This window comes from Lysobacter sp. P5_B12 (genome assembly GCF_056400425.1).
The window spans coordinates 33543-57282 of record NZ_JBFULG010000013.1 but is presented as its reverse complement, the minus strand read 5'-3'; the positions used below and the strand labels follow the sequence as shown (position 1 = coordinate 57282).

Sequence of the window (23740 nt, the reverse complement as noted above, 5' to 3'; positions counted from 1 at the left end):
GAGCCGCCGCGGGCGCAGCGCCGGCCGCCGGCTGCTCGCCGGTGGCCGTGGGTGMCAGGCGCAGTTCGACGAAGGCTTCGCCGCGCATTTCGCGGAGGAAGCGGTTGTATTCGTCCTCGAGCTTGCGACGGCCGATTGCTTCGCGCATCTGCGCGCGCTGGGTCTTGTTGTTGGTGCCCTGGCGCGTGCCGATGCGCTGCACGATGTGGTAACCGGCATCGGTGCGGAAGGGCTTGGACACGCCGCCATCGGAGAGCGCCGCAAGCTGGCTGCCGAAGGTCGTCCCGTAACGATCGGCCGCGAACCAGCCCAGGTCGCCGCCTTCGGCCTTGGTCTGGGCGTCTTCCGAATCGCTCTTGGCGAGTGCTTCGAAGTCCGCACCGCCGGCCAGGCGCGCCGAGAGCGTTTCGATCTTCTGGCGCGCGGCGGATTCGGGATGCTTGTCGTCGATCAGCGCGAGGATGTGGCGCGCATGGAATTCGGTGACCGGCTCGGCCGCCGCGGCGGCGTCGCGCTGCTCGACCAGCCGCACCAACTGGAAGCCGCTCGGGCCGCGGATCGGGCCGATGACCTGGCCGGCCTGCATCGTGCGGATCACGTTGGCGAAGGTCGGCGGGATTTCATCCAGCCCGCGCCAGCCCAGGTCGCCGCCTTCCAGCGCGTTGGGCGCATCGGAATAGCGCACCGACGCCGCGGCGAAATCCATCTCGCCCTTGTCGATCAGGGCCTTGATGCCTTCGATCTTCTTCTGCCCCGTCGCGATCTGCTCGGCCGTCGCGCCATCGGGGATGGCCACGAGCAGGTTGGCGAGGTGGTACTGCTGGTTGTTGGCCTGCGCGGCGACGGCGGCTTCGACTTCGGCTTCGCTGACCGACACGCGGCTCTGCGCGAAGCTCTGGCGCAGCTGCTGGATCATGATCTCGTCGCGGACCGAGCGGCGGAACTCCTCCCACGTCTGCCCCTGCGTCACTTGCGCGCGCAGCTGGTCGACGGTGAGGCTGTTGCCTTCGGCGATGCGGCCCAGGGCGGCGTCCACGTCCTGGTCGCTCACCTTCATGCCCGAATCCAGCGCGCGCTTGGTCTGCAGCTTGTTGAGGATCAGGCGCTCGAGGACCTGGCGCTCCAGCACATCCTGCGGCGGCAGCTGGTCGGGGTGGTCGGCGTACTGGTTCTTGATGTTGGCCACCGCGTGGTCCAGCTCGCTGCGCAGCACGACGTCTTCCTCGACGATCGCGACCGGGCGGTCGATGGGCACCAGCGATTGCGCGTAGGCAAGAGGCGCCAGCGCGAGGGCGACGGCGAAGACACCGGCCAGACGGCGGCCGGCGGAACGGAACGATAGGGTCATGGCGTGGGATCCGGGTCCTCAGGGGGCTGGCCCACGGCGGTTTCCGGCGGGACCAGGTACAGATCGCCGCGATTGTAGCCAAGGATGGCCCGGCGCAGCGTTTTACGTGTGTCCTGACCGGCCGAACCGAGGCCTTTCAGTTCGATCTCCAGCAGGATGCCCCGGCTGAGATCGCCTTCGCGATTGTGCACGTACCGGCGCCCGACCAACCGAATGGCGATGCAACAGCTGTCCCACTGGACGCCGAGGATCTGTTCCAACGGCTTGCTGTCGGCGATGGAGTAGTAATGCCGGCCGACCACGCTCCAGGTGGGGTTGATCGGGTACAGGAAGGAGAAGTCGGCCTGTTCGGAGACGTCGCGGCGGAAGCGGTAGGACAGGTTGACGATGCCGTCGTCGGGCAGCATGTAGCGGCCGCGGACGCTCAACAGGTCCTTCTGGCGCTCCTTCGGGTTCCATTGGTACGACGCGCCGAGGTTCCAGCGGTCGCTCGGCGCCCAGCCCACGTCGGCCACCCACGCCGAGCGGCCCTTTTCGATCGGCAGCTCCCGCGGGAGCACGACGCGCGAGTCGTCGAAATACTTGATCTGGCCGAGGCTGGCCGACAAGCGCTCCTTGCCGTCGGACTCGCGCAGCAGGCGCGTGGTGAGCGCGAGGGTGAGCTGGTTCGCATCGGCCTGGCGGTCGGCGCCGGAGTAGCGGTTGTCGCGGAACAACTGGCCCCAGCTGAAGGTGAGCGCGCCGGTGTCGAAGACCGGCAGGTCGTCCTGATTGCGGTAGGGCGCGTTCAAGTAGAACAGGCGCGGTTCGAGGGTGTGCAGGTAGGACTTGCCGTCCAGGGTGGTCGCGCGGTCGAAGTACAGGCCCGCGTCGATGCTGCCGATCGGCACGCTGCGCGTCGGCGATTGCGCGACGCGCGTGGCGCGCGCGAAGTCCTCGTCGACCTGGTAGGCCGTGTAGCGCCACGCCAGCGTGGGCTTGAAGAACCAGGCCGCGCCTTCCAGCGGCAGCGAGATGTAGGGCTTGATGTCCAGGCGCGAGCCGCCGCCCGAACCGAATTCGCGCGGCACGCCCGGCCGGCCCGGCTGCGAGATGAAGGCCGCATCCTTTTCGAAGCGCACCGCTTCGGCATCCACGCCGATGTCGAAGATCGTGTCGCGCCACTGGTAGGACGCGTAGGCGCGCGGCACGCGGTCGAAGGGCAGGCTGGATTCGCTCAGCGTGTAGTCGGCGAGCTGGTAGGTGTCGGCCATCAGGCCGGCGGTCCAGTTGCGCCCGCGGCCGTACAGGCCGACGTCGCTGTGCGCGTTGTATGCGGCGATGCCCTGGATCGAGTTGTTGAAATCCTCGAAATAGCGCGGATCGCTGATGTGCATGATGTTGACGCGCGTCTGCCAGTTCAGCGACAGGTTGCGGTAGCCGTTGGCCGCGAAATACCCGCGGGAACCGAAGCCCGGCTCGTCTTCGCGCAGCTTGTCGTTGGGCATGTAGGCGCCGGAGATCGTCGCCATGCCGTCTTCGTGCAGGTAGCGGAACTCGGCGCCGAGCATCGACCCGCGCGCGGTCATGATCCGCGGGTACAGCGTCATGTCGTAGTTGGGCGCCAGGTTGATGTAGATCGGCTGCTTGTAGTCCAGCCCGTTGCGATCGGAATTGGACAAGGACGGGAACAACAGGCCCGTGCGGCGGCGATCGTCGATCGGGAACATGAACCACGGCACGTACAGCACCGGCACCTTGCCGACGTGCAGGATGGCGTTGTGCGCGGTGGCGAAGCCTTCGGCCGAATCCACGTCGATGCGCTTGGCGCGCAGTTCCCAGTGGCGGTCGCGGGGATCGCAGGTCGAATACGTGGAGTCGTACAGCACGGCCTGCTGGCCGTGCAGGTCGATCTCCGAGGATTCGCCGTTGCCGCGGCGCGAGACCAACTGGTATTTCAGGTCCTCGATCTTGTGTTCGTCGGTCGCCTGGTTGCCTTCGGCGCGCTGCGCGGTGAGGCGCATCGCGGTGTCCTGGTAGCGGATGTTGCCTTCGGCGATGTAGCGCTCGGTGTCGGTGTCGTACTGCAGGCGGTCGGCGCCGAGGAACTGGTCGCCGCGGCGCAACGCGACGTTGCCTTCGAATTGGGGCGTGACCGTCGTGCCCGAGAGCGTGTCGCCCTCGACCTGGGTCGGCGCCGTGGCGCGCGTGCCGATGTTGATGCCGGTGGCGGGCACGTCGTCGAACGGCGCGATCGCATCACGCACGGGGCAAAGCGAAAAATCGAGCGGCATGTCCTCCATCGACTGGGCCCGGGCCTGCGCGGTGAGCGAAAGGCCGATGCACAGGGCGAGGGTGGACGGACGGAGGCTGGAGCGCACGGACATCCCGGTCGTTGCGTTGAGTCGGCGGGCAGGATGACGCATGGCCCCGGAACGGGCAATGCACGCATCCATTCGCGCCATCGGCGCGTATCTCTCCGGGCAGGCAGGAATAAAGCCTCCGCACCGTTTCACTTCCCCTGAACACCCCGCGACCGCGCAGACGCCAAACTCTGCGCGAGCCGCCCCCTTGCGAGGAGCCTCCAGATGGACAAGACCGCCCGGCCGACCAACGCGCAGACCCGGAGCGACGCGCAGTGGCGCGAGCAGCTGACGCCGGAGCAGTACGCCGTGTGCCGCTGTTCGGGCACCGAACGCGCCTTCACGGGCAAGTACTGGGACCACAAGGCCGACGGCGTCTACACGTGCGTGGCCTGCGGCACCCCGCTGTTCCTGTCCGACGCCAAGTACGACTCGGGCAGTGGCTGGCCCAGCTACTTCGAACCGGTCTCGCCGAGCGCGGTGACCGAGCATGTCGACGAAGGGCATGGCATGCGTCGCGTCGAAGTGCGCTGCGCGAGCTGCGATTCGCACCTGGGCCACGTCTTCCCCGACGGCCCGAAGCCGACCGGCCTGCGCTATTGCATCAATTCGGCCGCGCTGGACTTCCACCCCGTCGCCGAAGTGGGCGGCGGCTAGATCAAGCCTGCGTCAGGCCCGACAGCGCCGCCACGTGCGCGACGCTGCATTCGGCGAGCGCCTGCAGGTCGTATCCCCCCTCGAGCAACGACACCACCCGGCCGCACGCGTGGCGGCCGGCGATGGCCGTCAGTTCACCGGTGAGCCAGGCGTAATCGTCGGCCTGCAATTGCAGTTGCGCGAGCGGATCGCGCCAGTGGGCGTCGAAGCCCGCGGACACGATCACCAGTTGCGGGCGGAAATCCTCCAGCGCGGGCAACAGGCGCTCGCGCCACGCAGCGCGGAAACCTTCGCCGCCCGAACCGGGCGGCAGCGGCGCGTTGAAGATGTTCCCGTCGCCGCGTTCTTCGACGTAGCCGGTGTCCGGATACAGCGGCGACTGGTGCGAACTGAGGTAAAGCACGCGCGGGTCGTGTTCGAAGATCGCCTGCGTGCCGTTGCCGTGGTGCACGTCGAAATCGATGATCGCCACGCGATCCAGCTTGCCGTGTTCGATGGCGTGCGCGGCGGCCACCGCGGCGCTGTTGAACAGGCAGAAGCCCATCGCCACGTCGCCCGTCGCGTGGTGGCCGGGCGGACGCACGGCGCAGAACGCCCGCGTGGCACCGCCATGCAACACCGCATCGGTCGCGGCGACGGCGGCGCCGGCCGCGCGCAACGCAGCTTCGGCCGACGCGGGCGAGAGCACGGTGTCGGCATCCAGGTGCACGCGCGCCCTGGGCTGTGTATCGAGCACGGTGGCGATCAATTCCGGCGTATGCACGCGCAACAACTGGCCGCGCGTGGCGCGCGGCGCTTCGTGCCAATCCAGTGCGGGGAACGCGGCGTGCAGCGCATCGAGCACGGCGCGCAGGCGTTCGGGGCGTTCGGCGTGGCCCGGGCCGGTGTCGTGCGCCAGGCACGCCGGGTGGGTCCAGGCCTGCATCATTTGCGGCGCTCGTGTTTCCACAGCACTTCGCCGTGCCCCGAGTCGCGCGCCAGCACGCGCGCGAGCACGAACAGCAGGTCGGACAGGCGATTGAGGTAGCGGATCGCTTCGCCGCGCACGGCGTCGTGGCGCGCGAGGGTAACGGTTTCGCGTTCGGCGCGGCGCACGATGGTGCGCGCAAGATGGCAACGCGCCGCGGCTTCGCCGCCGCCGGGCAGGATGAAATCCTTCAGCGGCGGGAGCGGATCGTTGAAGGCATCCAGGTGCCGTTCGAGCGCATCGATGTCGCTTTCCTGGATCGCCGCATGCCCCGGGATGCACAGCTCGCCACCCAGGTCGAACAACTGGTGCTGCACGGTCGTCAGCAGCGCGGCGATGGCCTCGCCCTGCGGCGCCGGCATGGGTGCGGCGAGCAGCAGGCCGATCGCGGAGTTGGCTTCATCGACGGTGCCGTAGGCCGCAACGCGCGCCGAATCCTTGGCCACGCGCGTGCCGTCGCCGAGACCGGTCGTGCCGTCGTCGCCGGTCTTGGTGTAGATCTTGCTGAGGCGATTGCCCATCGACGCGCGTCGGCAGGGCGATCAGACCGTCTGCGCGCGCAGCGCCGGCACGTGGCGGCGCAACAGCGCGAACCCGCCGAACAGCAGCGCCGAGTAGAACAACGTGCCGAGCACGGTCCACTGGAAGAAGGGCAGCGCCTGCACGTAGCAGGGGACGATCCCCGTCGTGCACGCCGGGTAGCCGGGCACCATCTGTGCGGTGAGCCACACGCCGAAGTTGCTCACCAGGAAGAACAGCACCGAGCCGGCCAGCGAATAGCCCAGCACGCGCGCGCCGGTCACCTTGCCGCGCAGGCCGAAGCCCAGCAGCGTGGTCAGCGCGATGCACGCGTAGACGATCCAGAAGCTCGGCGTGGAGAAGTATTCGGCATACGAGCCGCCCATCCGCTGCGCGAGCACCAGGTCGGACACGAACATGCCCGCCAGCGGCACCAGCACCGCCCACTTGCGCGCGGCGAAGTAGGCACCGCCGAACAGCGCGATGGCCTCGACCGGCGAGAAGTTCGGCGGATGCGGCAAAAGGCGCGTCAGCGCGGCGATCAGGATCAGGCCGGCCAGGGCGATGGGACCGGGCGCGATGGCGGCGGAAGAAGAAGGCTCGCGATTCATGCGTTGACGGGCGATGGAGCGGATGGACCGTTAGCATACTCCACCCGCCCCCACGGACCTCCTGCGCCCATGCCCACCCCCCGTTTCGATGTGGCGATCGTCGGCGGCGGGCTCGTGGGCGCAAGCCTTGCCATCGCGCTGGACCGCATCGGCCGCAGCGTCGCGCTGGTGGAGGCCGCACCGCCTGGCGCACCGCCGGCCGTGTTCGACGAACGCAACCTGAGCTTTGCCGAGGCGACCGTCCACGGCTTGCGCGCGCTGGGCGTGCTGCAACGCCTGCGCGCGCCCGTCGGGCTCATCCGTCGCATCCATGTCAGCCGCGCCGGCGATTTCGGGCGCGTGGTGCTCGATGCCGCCGAACACGGTCGCGAGGCCTTCGGCCAGGTCGTCGTCGCGCGCGATTTCGGCCTGGCGCTCGAAGAAGGTCTGACTGCCTGCACGCACGTGACGCGGTTTCGCCCGATGCGCTTCGAAGGCACGTCGATGGGTGAAGACGCGCGCGTCCTGCACTTGCGCGACGCGCAGGGCGACGCGCATGCCATCGAAGCGCAATTGCTCGTCGGCGCCGACGGCACGCGCAGCGGCGTGCGCGACGCATTGGGCATCGGCGCCGACGAACACGATTTCATGCAGACCCTGTTCGTCGCACGCATCCGCGCCGAACGTGCGCCAGACGGCACCGCCTACGAGCGCTTCGGCGCGAACGGCCCGACGGCGCTGTTGCCGCGCGGCGATGGGCATTTCGGCGTCGTGCATGGCGTTGGGCGCGTCGAAGCGGACGCCGTTGCGGCGCTACCCGAAACGGCGTGGCTCGAACGCCTGCAAGCAGCGTTCGGCTGGCGCGTCGGACGACTGCTGTCGAGCGGCCCGCGCAGCGCGTATCCGATCTTGCAGGTCGTCGCGCACGCATTGACCGCGCAGCGTGCGGCGATCGTCGGCAACGCCGCGCAGACGCTCCATCCCATCGGCGCGCAAGGATTCAACCTGGGCCTGCGCGATGCGTTGACGCTCGCCGAATTGATCGAAGCCGGCGGCGATGCGGGCGAGCCGGCGCTGCTCGCCGAACACGCGCGGCGTCGCGCGGACGATCGCGAACGCACGCTGCAATTCTCCGGCGGCCTCGCGCGCCTGACGGCGAACGACGGCGCAGCGATGCGCCCGCTGCGCAGCCTCGGGTTCGGCGCCGTGCAACATCTGCCGGCGCTGCGCGCGCAACTGGTCGGCGGCGCACTGGGCTATCGCGGCGACGTGCCGCGCCTGTGCAGGGGCGAGGCATGAGCCGTCGCGGACGCCTGGATGCGGTGATCGTCGGCGGCGGCGTCGTCGGATGCGCCGCCGCGCTTGCGTTGGCGAAGCAGGGGCTCGAGGTCGCGCTGCTGGAAGCGCATGTGCCCGCCGCGTGGTCGCCTGCCAAGCGCGACCTGCGCGTCTATGCCTTCGCACCCGACAACGCCGCGCTGCTCGATCGCATCGGCGTGTGGCGCGGCGTGCGCGAAGCGCGCCTCCAACCCTATCGCCGCATGCGTGTGTGGGACGCGGCGGGCGGCGGCGAATTCGCATTCGACGCGGACACGCTCGCGCGCGCCGAACTCGGGTGGATCGTCGAACACAATCTCCTCGTCGACCGCTTGTGGAACGCGTTGCCCGCCGCCGGCGTGCGCGTGCAGGCACCTGCGCGCGCCGAAGGGATCGAAGCGCACGACGAAGGCGTGCGCGTGCGACTGGACGATGGCGTGACGCTCGATGCGCGCGTGGTCCTCGCCGCCGACGGCGCGGAGTCGGCCGTGCGCACGATGGCCGGGTTCGAGACGGACCTGCACGATTACGCGCAGAAGGGCATCGTCGCGTACATCGCGAGTGAACGCCCGCACGAAGACACCGCGTGGCAACGCTTCCTGCCGGGCGGCCCGCTCGCGCTGTTGCCCTGTACGCCCGGAGACCATGGCGAGCACCTGAGCTCGATCGTGTGGACCTTGCCCGACGCCCAAGCGCAACGCCTGCTCGCACTGGACACCGACGCCTTCGGCCTCGAACTCACCAACGCCTTCGAACATCGCCTCGGCGCGCTGAAGCTGCATTCCACGCGCGCGGCCTTCCCGCTGCGCCGGCAACTCGCGAACGATTACGCCAAGGGCCGCGTGCTGCTGCTGGGCGACGCCGCGCACGTCGTGCATCCGCTGGCGGGGCAGGGCGTGAACCTCGGTCTGCGCGACGTATGCGCCCTGGTGCAATCGATCGAAGACGCCAGCGCACGACGCACCGACTGGACCGCGCCGCATCGCATCGCGCGTTGGGCACGTGCGCGTCGCAGCGAGAACGCCACCAACGCGCACGCCTTCAGCGCCATCAATGCATTGTTCTCGAACGACGACATGGCCACCACGCTGCTGCGCGGCCCGTTGTTGGGCCTGGCCGGCAAGATGCCGCCGCTGGCGCATGCCCTCTGGCGACACGCCGCAGGGGTGTGATCCAACGAAAACGCCGGCAAATGCCGGCGTTTTCGTTCCCGGGTCGCAACACCTGGTTACTGCAACCAGCCCTTCATTTCTTCCTTGGACAGGCGTCCGTTGTGGTTGGTGTCGACCACGTGGAATTCGCGCATCAAGTCGTCGTTGCCGCTCGCGCGGACTTCAGCACGACTGACGCTGCCATCGCCGTTCTTGTCGAGCGCGCTCCAGTCGACCTTGTAGTTCGACGAAATCGAATCCGGCGCGTGCTCATGCACGCTCACCGGCGCGCCCGGCGGCGGAGGCGGTGCAGCCGGCGGCATCGGTGCGCCCGGCGGCGGAGGCGGCGGCGTCGGCGCTTCCGGCGGCGCGGGGACACCGGACGGAGGCGGCATCGGCGCAGCCGGCGGCATCGGCGGTTGATCCGTCGGCGGCATCGGGGGCGCGGGTGTCGGCGGCGTGGGTGGAGTCGGCGGCGTCGGCGGCATGGGCGGCATCGGCTGCGTCTGCGGATCCGTCGGCGGCGGCGTGGTGGTGGTTTGCGCGAAGGCCGGCGCGATCGCCAGCGCCGCGAGCAAACCAAGGAACAACGGGGTCTTGCGGGTCATTGCGAGCACTCCCTGCGATGGATTGCGCGACCGTAGGAGCGCGGGGATCAAACGCCCGTCAATTCACGCGACCGCCGATCGCCGCCGTTCAGCTGCCGCGCGCCATCGCGAAGACCGTGATCTCTTCGCGGTCGTGATAGAGCTGTTTGGCGCGGATGCGCAACGGACGCTGGCTCTGCTGTTCGAACAAGGCCAGGCACTCGCGTGTTTCGTCCCAGCGTTTCTTCATCGGCAACTTCAGGTTGAACACCGCGTGCTTGCACCAGCCTTCGCGGAACCATTGCGCCATGCGCGCGGCGACGCGCTTGGGCGACTCGACCATGTCGCACACCATCCAGTCGAGCGGCTTGGGCGGTTGCCACTGGAAGCCGTCGGCGCGCAAGTGTTCGACCAGGCCGCTGTCGAGCACGTGCTGGCGCAGCGGGCCGTTGTCGATCGCGGTGACGCGCACGCCATGTCGCGTGAGCACCCAGGTCCAACCACCGGGCGCGGCGCCGAGATCGGCCGCGCGCATGCCCGACTGCAGCCAGCGCGCGCGTTCGTCGGGTTCGAGCAGGACGAGGAAGGCTTCGTCGAGTTTGGATGCCGAGCGCGACGGCGCGTCCTGCAGCGTGCGCAAACGCGGGATACCCAGGGGCCAGGGCGACGCATCGCGCGGATGTCCGCTGGCGAGCAGCACGTGGTCGCCGGTGAGGAAGCACACATGCAGGCTGGGCAAGGCCACGTCGGCCTGCGCCGTCAACAAGCCCGCCTTGCGCAAGGCCGGCCGCAATGCGTTGCCGAAGCTGCGCGCGAGGCCGGCGAGTTGGCGCGCTTCATCCGAATCGGGATGTTCGACGATCAGATCGCCGAAGGCCGCGCGTTCGAACAGGGCCGCCACGATCGGCGTGATGCGGTCCTTTGCGTCGAGCCCGCGCAGATCCGCGAGCAGGCGCAGCTTCTGCCGCGCGAAGATGATGTCGCGCAAGGGCAGTGCCTGTGCGAGTGCGTGGCCCTGCGTGCTGAAGAATTGCACGAAGCCGGTGTTGCGTTCCGCGCGCGCCCAACCGGCATCGCCGGCCTGCGCCGCGCGTTCGCCGAGCTCGGCGGCCAGCTCCGGTTCGAAACCGGGGCGGCAATAGCACAGCAGTCCGTTGGCGCGTTCGGCTTCCACGCTCAGTAGAACGCGCCGCCGGACGCGCCGTAACGGCGCAGCACGTCGCACGCGGCGTCGCGATGCAGGTCGCGGGTGACGGCGATGCCGCGGCGTTCGAGTTCGCCAACCCAGTCGTTCGGCAAGGGGCCTTCGTCGAATTCGGTCAGGCGCATGACGTCTTCCGAACGCGCGCCGATGAGCAAGGCATCGATGCCGGCCCAGAAGGTCGCGCCGTAACACTGGCAACACGGCTGCGCGGAGGTCGCGAGCACGATGGGGCCTGCGCCTTCGCCGGGCGCTGATTCGTTGAGACGCATGCGTTGCATGCGTTGTTGCGCGAGCATGTACGCCATGATTTCGGCGTGCGCGACCGAGCACGCATGCGGCTCCACGCGATTCACGCCGACGGCGATGATGCGATCGTCGGGCCCGAAGACCGCCGCGCCGAACGGGCCGCCGGTGCGTGCTTCGACGTTGCGCGCCGACAGATCGATCGCCAGCGCGACCTTGTCGGCATCGCTCGCATAGGTGCGCGTGGTGTCGACCGCGTCGTGCACCCAGGCCGGCAAGGTGAGGTGGACCTGCGCGTAAAGCATCAGCGCACCGACGAGGCTGGCGCGGGATCGATCACGGGATCGATCGCTTCGCGCTTGGCGATGCATTTGTCTTGCACGCAGCGACATTGCGTGCCGACGCACTTGGGCTTCGCGCTGCAATCCGCATCGACCTTGCACGTCATGTCCGCAACGCGCTGCGGCGGCGGCAGCTGTTGCGAAGGATCCTGCGCCGCCGGCGCGGCGCAGGCGGCGAGCGCCATGCACGCGCACAGCATGGGCAGGCGCAGCGCGTTCATCCCTTCGTCGCCCAGTTGTCGCGCAAGGTGACGCTGCGATTGAACACCGGCGCGTCGCTGCGGTGGTCGCGGCGATCGGCCACGAAGTAACCGAGGCGTTCGAACTGGTAATTCTGCTCGGGCGCGGCGAGCGCGGCGGCCGGTTCGACCCAGGCGCGCACGACGGTGCGCGATTCGGGATTGAGGTGATCGCGGTAGGTCTTGCCGTCGGTGTCGTCGTCGGGATCGGGGACGCTGAACAGTCGGTCGTACAGGCGGACTTCCGCTGCGACCGCGTGCTTCGCACTGACCCAGTGGATCGTGCCCTTCACCTTGCGGTCGGCGCCGGCCATGCCGGGGCGCGATTCGGGATCGAGCCAGCCGCGCAATTCGACCACGTTGCCGTCGGCGTCCTTGATCACTTCATCCACGCGCGCGATGCCCGCGCCGCGCAAACGGATTTCGCCGCCGGGCACCAGGCGCTTCCAACCCTTCGGCGGGACTTCGGCGAAGTCGTCCTGCTCGATCCACAGCTCGCGCGAGAACGGAATCTCGCGCTCGCCCTGCGTTTCGTCCTTCGGATGGTTGGCGAAGCGCAGCGTCTCTTCGTGGCCTTCGGGCAGGTTCGTGAGCACGAACTTCAACGGCGCAAGCACCGCCATGCGGCGCGGCGCATGCGCGTCGAGGTCTTCGCGCAACGTGTTCTCGAGCACCGAGAAATCGATCAGCGAGTTCTGCTTCGACAGGCCCAGGCGCGAAACGAACAGCTTCAGCGCCGATGCCGTGTAACCGCGGCGGCGGATGCCCTGCAGGCTCGGCATGCGCGGGTCGTCCCAGCTCTCGACCAGGCCGTCCTGCACCAGCGCCATGAGCTTGCGCTTGCTCATCACGGTGTAATTGAGGTTGAGGCGCGAGAACTCGATCTGGCGCGGCTTGCTCGCTTCGAAGGGCAGGCCCTTGCCGGTGAGCGGCGCGACCAGTTCGGGGTGGTGCGCGAGGTCGACCTTGTCCACGCACCAGTCGTACAGCGGGCGATGGTCTTCGAACTCGAGCGTGCACAGCGAATGCGTGATGCCTTCGACCGCGTCGCTCAGCGAGTGCGCGTAGTCGTACATCGGGTAGATCGGCCAGGTGTTGCCGGTCTGGTGGTGTTCGGCGTGCTTGATGCGATACAGCGCCGGATCGCGCAGGTTGATGTTGCCGGCGGCCATGTCGATCTTCGCGCGCAGCGTGCGCGCGCCATCGGGGAATTCGCCGGCGCGCATGCGGCGGAACAGGTCGAGGTTTTCTTCGACGCTGCGGTCGCGATACGGGGAGTTGCGACCCGGCTCGGTCAGCGTGCCGCGGTATTCGCGCACCTGCTCGGCGGTGAGGTCGCAGACGAAGGCGTCGCCCTGGGTGATCAGCTTTTCGCCGGCCAGGTACAGGACCTCGAAGTAATCCGAGGCGTGGCGCAGGTCGTGCCATTCGAAGCCCAGCCAGCGCACGTCGTCCTTGATGGCCTCCACGTACACCGGGTCTTCCTTCACCGGGTTGGTGTCGTCCAGGCGCAGGTTGCACCAGCCGCCGAATTCGGCGGCGATGCCGAAGTCGGTCCAGATGGCGCGCGCGTGCCCGATGTGAAGGAACCCGTTGGGCTCCGGCGGGAAGCGGGTCTTGATCGACGCGTGGCGGCCGGTGGCCAGGTCCTCGCGGACGATCTGCCGGATGAAGTCGGTGGGGCGCGGGGCGTCGGCGGCGTCGGCGGCCGGGGGGGCGGGGGCTGTGGACACGATGGGTTCTGGAGGCGGGCCCGGCGAGCCAGGCGTAATGTGACGGGCAGCGAGTTTAGCCGACGGCCTGTCCAGGCACCGGTTTGCGTTGAATGGCATGAAAGTTGCGACACAGTTCTCCAACCGGGGGTGACCGCGTATGCGGGTCGTGTACGAAGCAGCGCACGTGATCGATGCCCATCTGGTGCGCCACGCACTGGAAGCGGCGGGCATGCACGTGTTCGTGCGCGGCGAGGCGCTGCTCGGCGGGCTCGGGGAACTCGGGGTTTTCGGGCTGGTGCAGGTCTGCGTGCTGGAGACCGACTGGGCGCAGGCGCGCGCGGTGGTCGAAGGCCTCGCCCTGTCGGTCGCGTCGGGGGATGCGCCGGAGGTGCCCCCACTTCCCTTGCCGGGATTGGCCACCTGAACGCGCGGCCGACCATCGGGGGAAGGTCGGCCAGGGCGAACGCCTTCGGCGAAGGGCGCGCGGCCGTCCTGTGCGTCCTTGCCTGGGTCATGGCCTGGGGAATGGCGTTGCTGCCGGTCGATGCGGCCGCGGTCGCCCATCGGCCCGTCGTCACGCGCGTGGTCGAAGGCGACAGCGTGCGCGTACCGCCCTCCGATACGCCTGTCCGCATTCCCCTGCGCCTGAACCGCGGGGACGCCAGCATCGACCGCCTGTGGGTGCAGCGGACGATGGTCGACGAGATCTGGCTGGAAGCCCGCGCGGGGCATGGCACGTGGCGCTCGCCGGTGCAGTCCTTCTTCCGCCCCGAGGATGACGGCCCGTCGTTTCCGACAGGCTTCGCGTTCCAGCTTCCGCCGGGCGTGGAAGACGTCGACCTGATGGTGTCCACCCACGCGCCTGTGCGGCTGCGGCCCACCTCGCAGACGGCGACCGCCGTGGCCGAAATGCAACAGCGCGGCAGCGCGCTCGCCGGCGCCAATTACGCGAGCCTGGCCGTGCTCGCCTTCATCGCGTTGTCGTTGTTCGCGGCGGTGCGCGATCGCATCTATCTCGCGTTGCTGGCCTTGTCGGTGACGGCGTTCGCGTGGTTCGTCGCATCGAACGGGCATTTGTTCGCGTGGCCCGGCGTGCGTTGGTTCGCGCTGTGGGGCGCGCAGGGCGTGTGGGCGCTGCAGTTGTTGCATTGCGCGGCCGCGACCTGGCTCGCGCAGCGCTATGCGGAACTGGAAGTCGCGCAGCGCAGGCTCGATCGCGCCGGCGATTACTTGCGTTACGTCGCGCTCGGGCTCGCCGCGATCGCGCTGCTGCGACTGGAATTCCTGTCGATGCCGCTGGCGTGGGCAGCCGCGCTCACCGGCGGCGCGACGATGGCCTACATCGTCGCCACCGCCCTGGTCGCGGTGCGCCGCCGCATCTGGAACAGCTTGTCGGTGCTCACCGTCGTGCTGGTCCTCGCCGGTGCGTTCGCGTTGCGCGCGTTCATGCCCTTCGGCATCCACGGGTTCTGGGTGCGCTATGGACCGCAACTCGCGCTGACGGTGTGCGTGTTGCTGGTGGCGGTCGGCATGATCGGGCGGATCGCGCACGTGCGCGACGAACGCGATCGCGAACGCCTCGCACGCGGCGACAGCGAACGCCGCCTGGAACGCGAAGCCGCCCGCGTGGACCTGGTGCAGCAACTGCAACGACGCCTGCGCGAGTTGCCCGCGGGGGACCTGGAATGGGCGGCGTTCCGCAGCGTGTTCGAACGCCTGCTGCCGCTGCTGCGCCTGGAATCGGCGGCGTTGGTCGCCTACGGCTTCCACGGTTTCGACCTGTTGCTCGCCGAACCGATTTCGAGCAAACCGCATTACACCGACCTGCTCGCCACGCGCATGGGCATGATGAAAGGCCTGGCGCGCACGCAGGCGCCGGTGCAGTTGCAGCTCGGCAACGGCGAGGCCCTGCACTTGTTGCACGGCGTGGTGCCGCTGCCGATTCGCCCGCCGTCGTGGGGGGTGTTGCTCCTGCAGCGCAGCGACGGCTCGAGTTTCACCGACGAAGAACTCGCGCTCGCCAGCGACTTCGGCCGCCTGGCGGTGCAACACGCCGACGAAGCGGCGGCGGCCCTCAACTTGCGGCGCTCGGCCGAACTGGACGCGCTGACGGGCACCTTCAACCGCCGCACGATCGACCTCTGGCTGTCGCGCTCCTTCTCCGAAGCGCATCGCGAAGACCAATTGCTGTCGGTGTTGTTCGTCGACATCGACCACTTCAAATCCATCAACGATTCGCACGGCCACGCCGCGGGCGATGCGGTGCTGCGCCAGGTGTCCGACGTCTTGCGCAAGGAATTGCAGCCGACCGATCTGCTGGGCCGTTACGGCGGCGAGGAATTCGTCATCGTGCTGCCGGGGCGCAACGGCGACGACGCGCGCCAACTCGGCGAACGCATCCGCGCGGCGATCGAACTGGTGCGCCTGGATTACGAAGGCAAGCCGATCCGCATCACTGTCAGCGTCGGCGTGGCCACGCGCCTGCCGCGCGAGAACGAACCGGCGGCGGCCGTCGCGCGCGCCGACCAGGCGCTGTATGCGGCCAAGCGCGGCGGACGCAACCGGGTGAACGTGGCGCCGGCGGTGTTCACGTGAAGCAAGAGCGGGAATGGGGAATGGGGAATAGTTGATTCGTTACGGGTGTCGGCGACGCTGCAACGGCGACGGAAGTACTATTCCCAATTCCCAATTCCCAATTCCCCATTCCCGAGCCCCATGCTCACCCTCGTCATCGGCAACAAGAACTACTCCTCCTGGTCGCTCCGTCCCTTCCTCGTGCTGCGCACCTTCGGCGTGGCGTTCGATGAAGTGCGCATCCTGCTCGATACGCCGCACTTCCAGCAGGACGTCGTTAAGTGGGCGCCCAACCTGCGCGTGCCCGCATTGCACGACGATGGGCTTGTGATCTGGGATTCGCTGGCGATCTGCGAATACGTCAACGAGCAATACCTCGATGGCAAGGGCTGGCCCTCCGACGTTGCGGCACGCGCGCAGGCGCGTTCGGCGGCCGCGGAAATGCATTCGGGCTTCATGGCGCTGCGCAAGCAGTGCCCGATGAACATGCGCCGCACGCCCGACAACTATCGCTGGAACGAAGAGGGCGAGCGCGACATCCAGCGCGTCCAGGCGTTGTGGCGCGAATTGAAGCAGGCGCATGGGCAGGGTGGTCCGTTCCTGTGTGGCGCGTTCTCGATCGTCGACGCGATGTTCGCGCCGGTGGTGTCGCGCTTTTTGTCCTACGGCGTGCCGATGGACGACACGGCGCGCGCCTTCAGCGATGCGATCCAGTCGCTGCCGGCCTGGCAGGAATGGCGCGACGCCGGTTTCGCCGAGGTCGAATATCTCGAGGACACGGAGAAGTTCCGCGCATGACCGCCGCCGCCCCGCGCGGCGCGCTCGCGACGATGCTGCTCGGCGCGGTGCTGATCAGCACGTCGGCGGTGTTCGTCCGCTGGGTCGAGATGGGGCCGACGGCCTCGGCGTTCTGGCGCATGGCGCTGGCCACCGCGATGTTGTTGCCCGTGCTGGCGGTCGCCGTGCGGCGCGGTGCATCGACGTTCAAACCCACGCCGCGCGTCCTCGGCCTGGTCGCCATCGCCGCGGTGTTCTTCGCGCTCGATCTGTGGATGTGGCATCGGAGCATCCTGTACGTCGGCGTGGGCATGGCGACTTTGCTCGGCAACTTCCAGGTATTCGCGCTCGCCACTTATGGCGCGTTGGCGCTCGGCGAACACGGGGGCTGGCGTTTGTGGGCAGGTTTGTCGCTCGCGATCGCGGGCCTGGCGCTGATGCTCGTGCCGGGTTGGTCGCACTTCGATGAAAACTTCCACGTCGGCGTGTGGTTCGGCCTCGGCACCGCGGCGGCGTATGCGGGCTTCCTGATCGCATTCCGCAAGGCGCAGGCCACGCGCGGCGGGGCATCGAACGAATCGCTGTTGTGGTGGATGTGCCTGTGCACGGCGTTGTTGTTGCTGCCGATGACGCTCGCCGGTGGCGAAGCGCTGCCGCCGCGCAGTGGTGCCGACTGGGGTTCGCTGCTCGCCTATGCGTTCATCGCGCAGGTGTGCGGTTGGCTGGTGATCGGCAGGGCGATGCCGAAGTTGTCGGCCGGCGTGTTGGGCCTGTGCCTGTTGCTGCAGCCGCTGATGGCTTACGTCTGGGACGCAAGCCTGTTCGGCACGCGCCTGGATGCGCTGGGCATCACGGGGCTCGGCCTGTCGCTGGCGGGCATCTTCCTCGGGCTGACGCGCGGCACGCGCGCGGCGGCGTGAGCGGTCACTGCCGCGCGATCGAACACACGTAGACGACTTCGCATGCGCCGTTGCCGCTGTCTTCGCGCGTGAGCGAACTGCGCCAGTGCCATCCATCCGGCGCGTCGGCCTCGACGAGCCAACCGTCGATGCGGACGTTGTCGCCGCTGCGCACCTGCGACAGCACGCGCGCGGCATCGGCGTTGGCCGGGATCATGTGCATGTTCGCGCTGGAGCGGATGATTTCGCGCGTGGGGATCGGCGGCGCACCGCGCCAGCGATAGTGGTACCAACGATTCGACTGGTCGATGTTCAGTTGCGACAGCACCGTGTCTTCGCGCATGCGGCCCCAGCCCAATGCCAGGTCGGTGGGCGAGAGGTCGGCCTCGCGGCCGAGCGTGTAGTCCTCCCGCGACAGCACGCGCGCATCGACGCTGAAGCCCGCGAGCGGCTGCAAGCGCGCAGGCTCCAGGCGGATGTCGCCGAAGCCTTCCGGCACCGGGCTCTGCAGGGGCGCATCGCCGGCGGGCACGCGCGGCGGCGCGGGGCACGAAATGGAAGCGCCGGCAACGGCTGCCGGCGCTTCGGGCGTGCGATGCCACCACCACCAGCCGATGACGACGACCACCACGACGACGGCCCATTTGCGCAGGCTCATGCACGTTTTCCTTTCGCGACGGCTGCGCGCTTGACCGGTGGCGGCCCGAGCTGCGCCATGGGCGTGAACAAGTCCGGCGGCAGCGTGCGGAAAATTTCGGCGAGGCGCCCGAGGAACGCGCCCATCGCCGAACTCTTGCGCCACACCATCGCGATCCTGCGACTGGGCTGCGTGCCGCGGAAGGACAGCAGATGGATGTCGTTGGAGCGCGCGACCGGCGGCTTCACCGCGAGCGTGGGCAGCAAGGTGACGCCGACATTCGCGGCGACCATCTGCCGGAGCGTCTCCAGGCTCGTCGCCTGGAAGTCGCGCATTTCGCCTGCGCCGGCGAGTTGGCAGACATCGAGCGCCTGGTCGCGCAGGCAATGACCGTCTTCGAGCAGCAGCAGGCGTTCGTCGGCGAGATCCTTCAGCGACAGGTCGCTGCGCCTGGCGAGCTTGTGCGTTTCGGGGACGGCGAGCAGGAAGGGCTCCTCGAACAGGAATTCCACGTGCAATTGGTCGTCGTGCACCGGCAGTGCGAGCAGCCCGGCATCGAGCCGGCCGTCGCGCAGGCGCGAGAGGATGACATCGCTCTTCTCTTCGACGAGCAGCAGTTCGAGATTCGGAAAGCGCGCGCGGATGCGCGGCACCACGTGCGGCAACAGATACGGACCGAGTGTGGGGAACAGGCCCAGGCGCACGGTGCCCGCTTCGGGATCGCGGCTGCGGCGGGCGGCTTCGCGCATCTGTTCGACCTCGGCCACGATGCGGCGCGCGCGATCGGCGATGTCTCGACCGGCCGGCGTGAGCATGACCTTGCGCGGCGCGCGCTCGACGAGCGAGACGCCGAGCTCTTCCTCCAGTTTGCGGATCTGCGTGGACAGCGTCGGCTGGCTGACGAAGCTGGCTTCGGCTGCGCGGCCGAAGTGCTTGTGGTCGGCGAGGGCCACCAGATAACGCAGGTCGCGGAGGTTCATGAACGATAGCCTATACCTATCGTCAACATCCAAACAATCGACTTGCCGTATGAGACGACGAACGGCAGACTGCCTGTCTTCGCTGGGGGAATGCACCCGGCGGCCCCATGTTTCTCCCTACCCCCTGTGCGATTAGGAGCACTCCTGCATGCTGACCGTCGGCGACAAGTTCCCCCAGTTCAACCTGAAGGCCACCGTCTCGAACGACCTGAACAACGCGTTCGTCGACATCACCAACGAGACGTACAAGGGCAAGTGGCTGGTCGTGTTCTTCTACCCGAAGGACTTCACCTTCGTGTGCCCGACCGAGATCACCGGTTTCGCCAAGCTCGACCAGGCCTTCAAGGATCGTGACGCGCAGCTGCTGACCGGTTCGACCGACAGCGAGTTCGTGCACCACGCCTGGCGCACGCACCACAAGGACCTCAACAGCCTGCCGTTCCCGATGCTGGCCGACATCAAGCGCGAGCTGACCTCGGCGCTGGGCATCCTGGGTTCGGATGGCGTGGCGCAGCGCGCGACGTTCATCGTCGACCCGAACGGCGAAATCCAGTTCGTCTACGTGACCGCCGGTTCCGTCGGCCGCAACCCGGAAGAAGTGCTGCGCGTGCTCGATGCGTTGCAGACCGACGAGTTGTGCCCGTGCAACTGGAAGCAAGGCGAAGAGACGCTGAAGGTCGCCTGAGAAAGCGACACCCTTCGCCCCGCGCGCGCCGTGCCCCCTCGCGGCGTCTCCCTCCCCCGAAACGCGCGGGGCATTCGTGGCCGGGCATCCCCCGGCCACGTTCTTATCGGAGCCACGGAATGAACCTGCAGGACCTGCGCAACACGATCCCCGATTACGCCAAGGATCTGAAACTCAACCTCGACTCGGTGCTGAGCGAAACCGGCGCCGCCGGCCTGGACGCCAAGCGCATCCGCGTCATCGCGCTGGCCTGCGCGATCGCAGCGCGCCACCGCCCGCTGGTCGAAGCCATCGAAGCCTTCGCCGCCGAGCAGCTTTCGCCGGAAGAAATGAACGGCGCGCGTTCGGCTGCCGCGATCATGGCGATGAACAACATCTACTACCGCGCCACCCACCTGATCCACAACGACGAATACGGCACGATGCGCGCGGGCCTGCGCATGAACATCATGGCCAACCCCGGCGTCGACAAGATGACCTTCGAACTCGCCTCGCTCGCCGTGTCGGCCATCAACGGCTGCGGCGCGTGCCTGGATTCGCACGAACGCACGCTGCGCATGCACGACATCAGCGCGCAGGGCGTGCAGAGCGCGCTGAAGATCGCGGCGGTGGTGCATGCGGTTGCGGTGACGTTGGAGCAGTCTGGGCACTGATCCACAGGATTGCACGCTCAGAAGTTTCTCCGTTGGTCCATTGAAGCCTCGGCGCGACGTCGAGGCTAACGCCGCTGCCTGCAGGTCATTTCGAAACGTAACGTCCGGTAACCGTTAAGAGGGTCTTAACCCTCGCGGTTTCATCTACGACCGGAGTACGCAAGGAATGAACCAACGTCATCCCGTTTCCCGCCGCGCCTTGTCGCGCCGGTTCCAGCGCACGGCGCTCGCCGCGGCCCTCGGCTTTTGCTTCGCGACGAATGTCCACGCACAAAGTTCGGTGGGTTCGATCTTCGGCGACACCAGCGCAAACGCGTCCGTCCAGATCGAGAACGTCGACACCGGTACGCGTCGCGAGATCACCGCCGACGCCACGGGTCGCTTCACCTTTCCGCAGCTGGCGCCCGGCCGTTATCGCGTCATCTCCGGGGGCGCGACCAAGGACGTGCAGGTCAAGGTCGGTACGGGCAGCGAGGTGGATTTCACGCGCGCGGCCAACGAGCTGGCGACGGTCGTCGTCGAAGGCGCGAGTACATTCAATCCCGTCGACGTCTCGTCGGTGGAATCCACGACGGTCTTCACCGCCGCGCAGCTCGAACAACTTCCCATTTCCCGCAACGTGACCAGTGTTGCCTTGCTCGCACCAGGCACGGTGCGCGGCGACACCGGTCTCGGGAACGGCAACCTTGCGTCGTTCGGTGGTTCGTCGGTCGCCGAGAACGGGTATTACATCAACGGCTTCGACGTCACCAACATCCGCAACTTCCTCTCGTTCGCCGAATTGCCGTTCGACGCGATCGCCGAGCAACAGGTCAAGACAGGTGGTTACGGCGCCGAGTACGGTCGTTCGCTCGGTGGCGTGATCGGCCTGGTCACCAAGCGCGGCACGAACGAATGGAAAAGCGGGGCGAGCATGTATTGGCGCCCGGGTTCGCTTGCCGAGAACGGCACCGACGTGCTGAGCCGCGATCCTGCGCGCATCGGCACCAATGATCCGCTGTATGTCTATCGCTCCGACAACACGTCCGATCGCCTGAGCTACAACGTCTGGGGCGGCGGCGCGCTGATCAAGGACAAGCTCTTCATGTTCGGCCTGGTGGAAGGCCAGGACGATACCGATGACATCTACGGGAGGGACATCAGCGAACATCGCAAAAACGACTCGCCCAGCGCCTTGCTCAAGCTCGACTGGAACATCACCGACAGCCACATCGTCGAATTCACCGGCATCTACAACAAGTCCGAGCAGACCACGCACCACTACGCCAATCCCACCGGGGTTCTGAACTCGGGCCAGCACGGCACCTTGCTCAATACCTCCACGCTGGAAAACGGTGGCGAGGTCTACATCGCGAAGTACACCGGCTATCTCACGGATTCGTTCACCATTTCCGCGCAATACGGCTACCTCAACAACGTCAACAACTTCCAGTCGGAGTTGCCCGGCGCCGACTGCCCGGCGATCTACGACAGCCGCGCCCCGGGCCTGCCGCTCAGGAAAGTAGGGTGCTGGACGGAAGCGCAGTTCACGGTTCGCGACGCCGCCTTCGGGGGCCAACCTGACGAGGACACCCGCAATGCCTGGCGCATCGACGCCGAATGGCAGGCGGGCGACCATCGCCTGCGCTTCGGCCTGGACCACGAAAAGTTCGAGTCGACGCACGCCGGCACCACGTACAGCGGTGGCAACTACTACCGCTATTTCCGCGCGTCCGACATCTTCGGTGCCGGGGCGACGGGCGACGTCGTCCGCCACCGCACGACGTATTCGGAAAGCGGTGCGTACAACGTCGTGAACAACGCGGCGTACGTGGAAGACAACTGGCAGGTCAACGACAAGTGGATGGTGTATGCCGGCCTGCGCGCGGAGACCTTCGAGAACAACAACGCGCAGGGACAGACGTTCATCGAATCGGACACGCTGTTCGCCCCGCGCCTGGGCTTCTCGTGGGACGTGTTCGGCGATTCGAGCTTCAAGGTGTTCGGCAACGCGGGCCGCTATTACATCCCGGTGGCGAGCAACACCAATATCCGCGCCTCGGCGACCGAGTACTCGACCGAAACCTGGTACGTGCTCGATGGCGTGAACCCCGACGGCACGCCGATCATCGGTGCCGTCGTCGACCCCACCGCCGTCAACGGCTCGCTGTTGCCGCCGGATCCGCGCACCGTGGCCGCGACGAACCTCGACCCGATGTACCAGGACGAATACATCCTCGGCTTCCAGAAGCAGCTCACGCCGAACTGGATGCTGGGCATGCGCGCGATCCACCGCGACATCAAGGCGGGCATGGACGACATCTGCTCGAAGAACGGCTTCAACCAATGGGCGGCGGACAATGGTTTCAACCCGACCTTCGCGGCAGACGGCTTCGGCATCGACATGCCGAACTGTTTCATCGCCAACCCGGGCAAGGATGTCACGATCGCGCTGGATCCGACCAACTCCGGCACGCTCCAGCTCTACAACGTGCCGGCGCACTATCTCGGCCTGCCCGAATACCAGCGGACCTACAACGCGGTCGAATTCTTCTGGGAGCGTTCGAAGGCCGACAACTGGTACCTGCAGGGCTCATATACATTCGCGAAGAGCCGCGGCAACGCCGAGGGGTACGTCAACTCCACGCTCGAGCAGGAAGACGCAGGCCTGACGCAGGACTTCGACTTCGCGGCCTTCGAGCAGGGCGCCTACGGCTACCTGCCGAATGATCGCCGGCACTCGCTGAAGTTGTTCGGTTCCTACGACCTGAGCGACCAATGGTCGGTGGGTGCGAACCTGCTGGTCCAGTCGGGCCGTCCGGTGAGCTGCTACGGGTTCATCCCCACCGAGGCCCTCAACATCGGCGCGCCCGACGAGGACACGCTCGGTCTGTACAGCGCATCGAGCTTCTATTGCCCCGACGCAAACGGCCAGTTCGCGGTCGCAGCCGCCGGTCCGGATGGCGTCATCGGTACGGCCGACGATACCGAGCGTCGCTATCGCCTCGGTAATCGCGGTGACCAAGGGCGTACCCCGTGGACGCAAACGATTGACCTGGGCGTGTCCTACACCCCGACGTGGGCGCAGAAGAAGCTGACCCTGCAGATGACCGTGCTGAACGTCCTGAATGCGCAGACGGCGACGGAATGGAATGAAACATCGCAGACCACTCGCCTGGATGCCTCAACGCGTCCGGATTACCTCAACGATGTGAACTACCAGACCCCGCGTTCAGTGGAGTTCGTGGCGCGTTACCGCTTCTGATCACCCCGGAGGGCGGCCGTGGTGCGGTCGCCCTCCAATGCGGGGTGAGTCACGCTCACTAGGACTTTCGT

The 23740-nt window shown here is 67.6% G+C and carries 22 protein-coding genes; 10 read left to right on the top strand and 12 right to left on the bottom strand.

Annotated features, from left to right (window positions below; all coding sequences use genetic code 11):
• Together AC1DOM_RS15990 and lptD are read right to left on the bottom strand one after the other, a co-directional pair.
• A partial coding sequence (locus AC1DOM_RS15990; protein ID WP_498965075.1) for a peptidylprolyl isomerase occupies positions 1-1348 on the bottom strand: 1348 nt, incomplete at its 3' end.
• On the bottom strand, positions 1345-3708 hold the full coding sequence (gene lptD / locus AC1DOM_RS15985; protein WP_498965083.1) for an LPS-assembly protein LptD: 2364 nt from the start codon (positions 3706-3708) through the stop codon (positions 1345-1347). The genes lptD and AC1DOM_RS15990, both read right to left, overlap by 4 nt.
• A 207-nt stretch (positions 3709-3915) precedes the next feature.
• On the opposite strand from lptD, the gene msrB reads away from it, so the two are divergent.
• Positions 3916-4347: a peptide-methionine (R)-S-oxide reductase MsrB gene (gene msrB, locus AC1DOM_RS15980; protein ID WP_498965073.1), complete on the top strand. Its 432-nt coding sequence runs from the start codon at positions 3916-3918 to the stop codon at positions 4345-4347.
• A 1-nt stretch (position 4348) separates the two neighbouring features.
• On the opposite strand, the gene AC1DOM_RS15975 is transcribed toward msrB, so the two are convergent.
• From AC1DOM_RS15975 to AC1DOM_RS15965, 3 genes are read right to left on the bottom strand one after another with little or no spacing between them, the layout of a single operon-like run.
• The gene (locus AC1DOM_RS15975; protein ID WP_498965081.1) at positions 4349-5272 is read right to left on the bottom strand and encodes a histone deacetylase family protein; all 924 of its coding nucleotides are present in this window, start codon (positions 5270-5272) and stop codon (positions 4349-4351) included.
• Positions 5272-5835: a cob(I)yrinic acid a,c-diamide adenosyltransferase gene (locus AC1DOM_RS15970; protein WP_498965071.1), complete on the bottom strand. Its 564-nt coding sequence runs from the start codon at positions 5833-5835 to the stop codon at positions 5272-5274. Before AC1DOM_RS15970 ends, AC1DOM_RS15975 begins: the two co-directional genes overlap by 1 nt.
• A 21-nt stretch (positions 5836-5856) precedes the next feature.
• Positions 5857-6444, bottom strand: coding sequence for a DUF6580 family putative transport protein (locus AC1DOM_RS15965; RefSeq protein ID WP_498965069.1), 588 nt, complete (start codon positions 6442-6444; stop codon positions 5857-5859).
• A 69-nt stretch (positions 6445-6513) separates the two neighbouring features.
• Between AC1DOM_RS15965 and ubiH the strand changes: the two genes are divergently transcribed.
• The gene (gene ubiH / locus AC1DOM_RS15960) at positions 6514-7722 is read left to right on the top strand and encodes a 2-octaprenyl-6-methoxyphenyl hydroxylase (RefSeq protein ID WP_498965067.1); all 1209 of its coding nucleotides are present in this window, start codon (positions 6514-6516) and stop codon (positions 7720-7722) included.
• A complete protein-coding gene (locus tag AC1DOM_RS15955) occupies positions 7719-8912 on the top strand; it encodes an FAD-dependent oxidoreductase (protein ID WP_498965065.1) in 1194 nt (397 codons plus the stop codon). The genes ubiH and AC1DOM_RS15955 overlap by 4 nt, the downstream gene beginning before the upstream one ends.
• Before the next feature lie 56 nt (positions 8913-8968).
• Here AC1DOM_RS15955 and AC1DOM_RS15950 read toward each other — a convergent pair whose 3' ends face one another.
• The 5 genes from AC1DOM_RS15950 to AC1DOM_RS15930 form a co-directional block, all read right to left on the bottom strand.
• A complete protein-coding gene (locus tag AC1DOM_RS15950) occupies positions 8969-9499 on the bottom strand; it encodes an EF-hand domain-containing protein (protein ID WP_498965063.1) in 531 nt (176 codons plus the stop codon).
• Between the two features lie 88 nt (positions 9500-9587).
• The gene (gene rlmM, locus AC1DOM_RS15945; protein WP_498965061.1) at positions 9588-10652 is read right to left on the bottom strand and encodes a 23S rRNA (cytidine(2498)-2'-O)-methyltransferase RlmM; all 1065 of its coding nucleotides are present in this window, start codon (positions 10650-10652) and stop codon (positions 9588-9590) included.
• A 2-nt stretch (positions 10653-10654) separates the two neighbouring features.
• On the bottom strand, positions 10655-11230 hold the full coding sequence (locus AC1DOM_RS15940; protein WP_498965059.1) for a nucleoside deaminase: 576 nt from the start codon (positions 11228-11230) through the stop codon (positions 10655-10657).
• Positions 11230-11487, bottom strand: coding sequence for a hypothetical protein (locus AC1DOM_RS15935; protein ID WP_498965057.1), 258 nt, complete (start codon positions 11485-11487; stop codon positions 11230-11232). Before AC1DOM_RS15935 ends, AC1DOM_RS15940 begins: the two co-directional genes overlap by 1 nt.
• Complete coding sequence (locus tag AC1DOM_RS15930; protein ID WP_498965055.1) at positions 11484-13238, bottom strand: glutamine--tRNA ligase/YqeY domain fusion protein; 1755 nt, start codon at positions 13236-13238, stop codon at positions 11484-11486. The genes AC1DOM_RS15935 and AC1DOM_RS15930 overlap by 4 nt, the downstream gene beginning before the upstream one ends.
• A 139-nt stretch (positions 13239-13377) precedes the next feature.
• On the opposite strand from AC1DOM_RS15930, the gene AC1DOM_RS15925 reads away from it, so the two are divergent.
• The 4 genes from AC1DOM_RS15925 (at position 13378) to AC1DOM_RS15910 (ending at position 17491) form a co-directional block, all read left to right on the top strand.
• Positions 13378-13644, top strand: a complete 267-nt coding sequence (locus AC1DOM_RS15925) for a putative signal transducing protein (RefSeq protein ID WP_498965053.1) — start codon at positions 13378-13380, stop codon at positions 13642-13644.
• A gap of 101 nt (positions 13645-13745) precedes the next feature.
• Entirely contained in the window at positions 13746-15815 is a 2070-nt protein-coding gene (locus tag AC1DOM_RS15920) for a diguanylate cyclase (RefSeq protein ID WP_498965051.1), read from the top strand.
• 120 nt (positions 15816-15935) lie between these two features.
• A complete protein-coding gene (locus tag AC1DOM_RS15915; RefSeq protein WP_498965048.1) occupies positions 15936-16592 on the top strand; it encodes a glutathione S-transferase family protein in 657 nt (218 codons plus the stop codon).
• The gene (locus AC1DOM_RS15910) at positions 16589-17491 is read left to right on the top strand and encodes a DMT family transporter (RefSeq protein WP_498965046.1); all 903 of its coding nucleotides are present in this window, start codon (positions 16589-16591) and stop codon (positions 17489-17491) included. The genes AC1DOM_RS15915 and AC1DOM_RS15910 overlap by 4 nt, the downstream gene beginning before the upstream one ends.
• A gap of 4 nt (positions 17492-17495) precedes the next feature.
• Here AC1DOM_RS15910 and AC1DOM_RS15905 read toward each other — a convergent pair whose 3' ends face one another.
• Both AC1DOM_RS15905 and AC1DOM_RS15900 read right to left on the bottom strand, forming a co-directional pair.
• A complete protein-coding gene (locus AC1DOM_RS15905) occupies positions 17496-18128 on the bottom strand; it encodes a hypothetical protein (protein ID WP_498965044.1) in 633 nt (210 codons plus the stop codon).
• Positions 18125-19087, bottom strand: coding sequence for a LysR substrate-binding domain-containing protein (locus AC1DOM_RS15900; protein ID WP_498965042.1), 963 nt, complete (start codon positions 19085-19087; stop codon positions 18125-18127). Before AC1DOM_RS15900 ends, AC1DOM_RS15905 begins: the two co-directional genes overlap by 4 nt.
• A gap of 148 nt (positions 19088-19235) precedes the next feature.
• Between AC1DOM_RS15900 and AC1DOM_RS15895 the strand changes: the two genes are divergently transcribed.
• The 3 genes from AC1DOM_RS15895 to AC1DOM_RS15885 all read left to right on the top strand — a co-directional run bounded on the left by AC1DOM_RS15895 (position 19236) and on the right by AC1DOM_RS15885 (position 23669).
• Positions 19236-19772 carry a peroxiredoxin gene (locus tag AC1DOM_RS15895; protein WP_498965040.1) on the top strand — a complete coding sequence of 179 codons (537 nt, stop codon included), beginning with the start codon at positions 19236-19238 and terminating at the stop codon, positions 19770-19772.
• 119 nt (positions 19773-19891) lie between these two features.
• Entirely contained in the window at positions 19892-20425 is a 534-nt protein-coding gene (gene ahpD / locus AC1DOM_RS15890; RefSeq protein WP_498965038.1) for an alkylhydroperoxidase, AhpD family, read from the top strand.
• Between the two features lie 166 nt (positions 20426-20591).
• On the top strand, positions 20592-23669 hold the full coding sequence (locus AC1DOM_RS15885) for a TonB-dependent receptor (protein WP_498965036.1): 3078 nt from the start codon (positions 20592-20594) through the stop codon (positions 23667-23669).
• Positions 23670-23740: the final 71 nt, after the last annotated feature.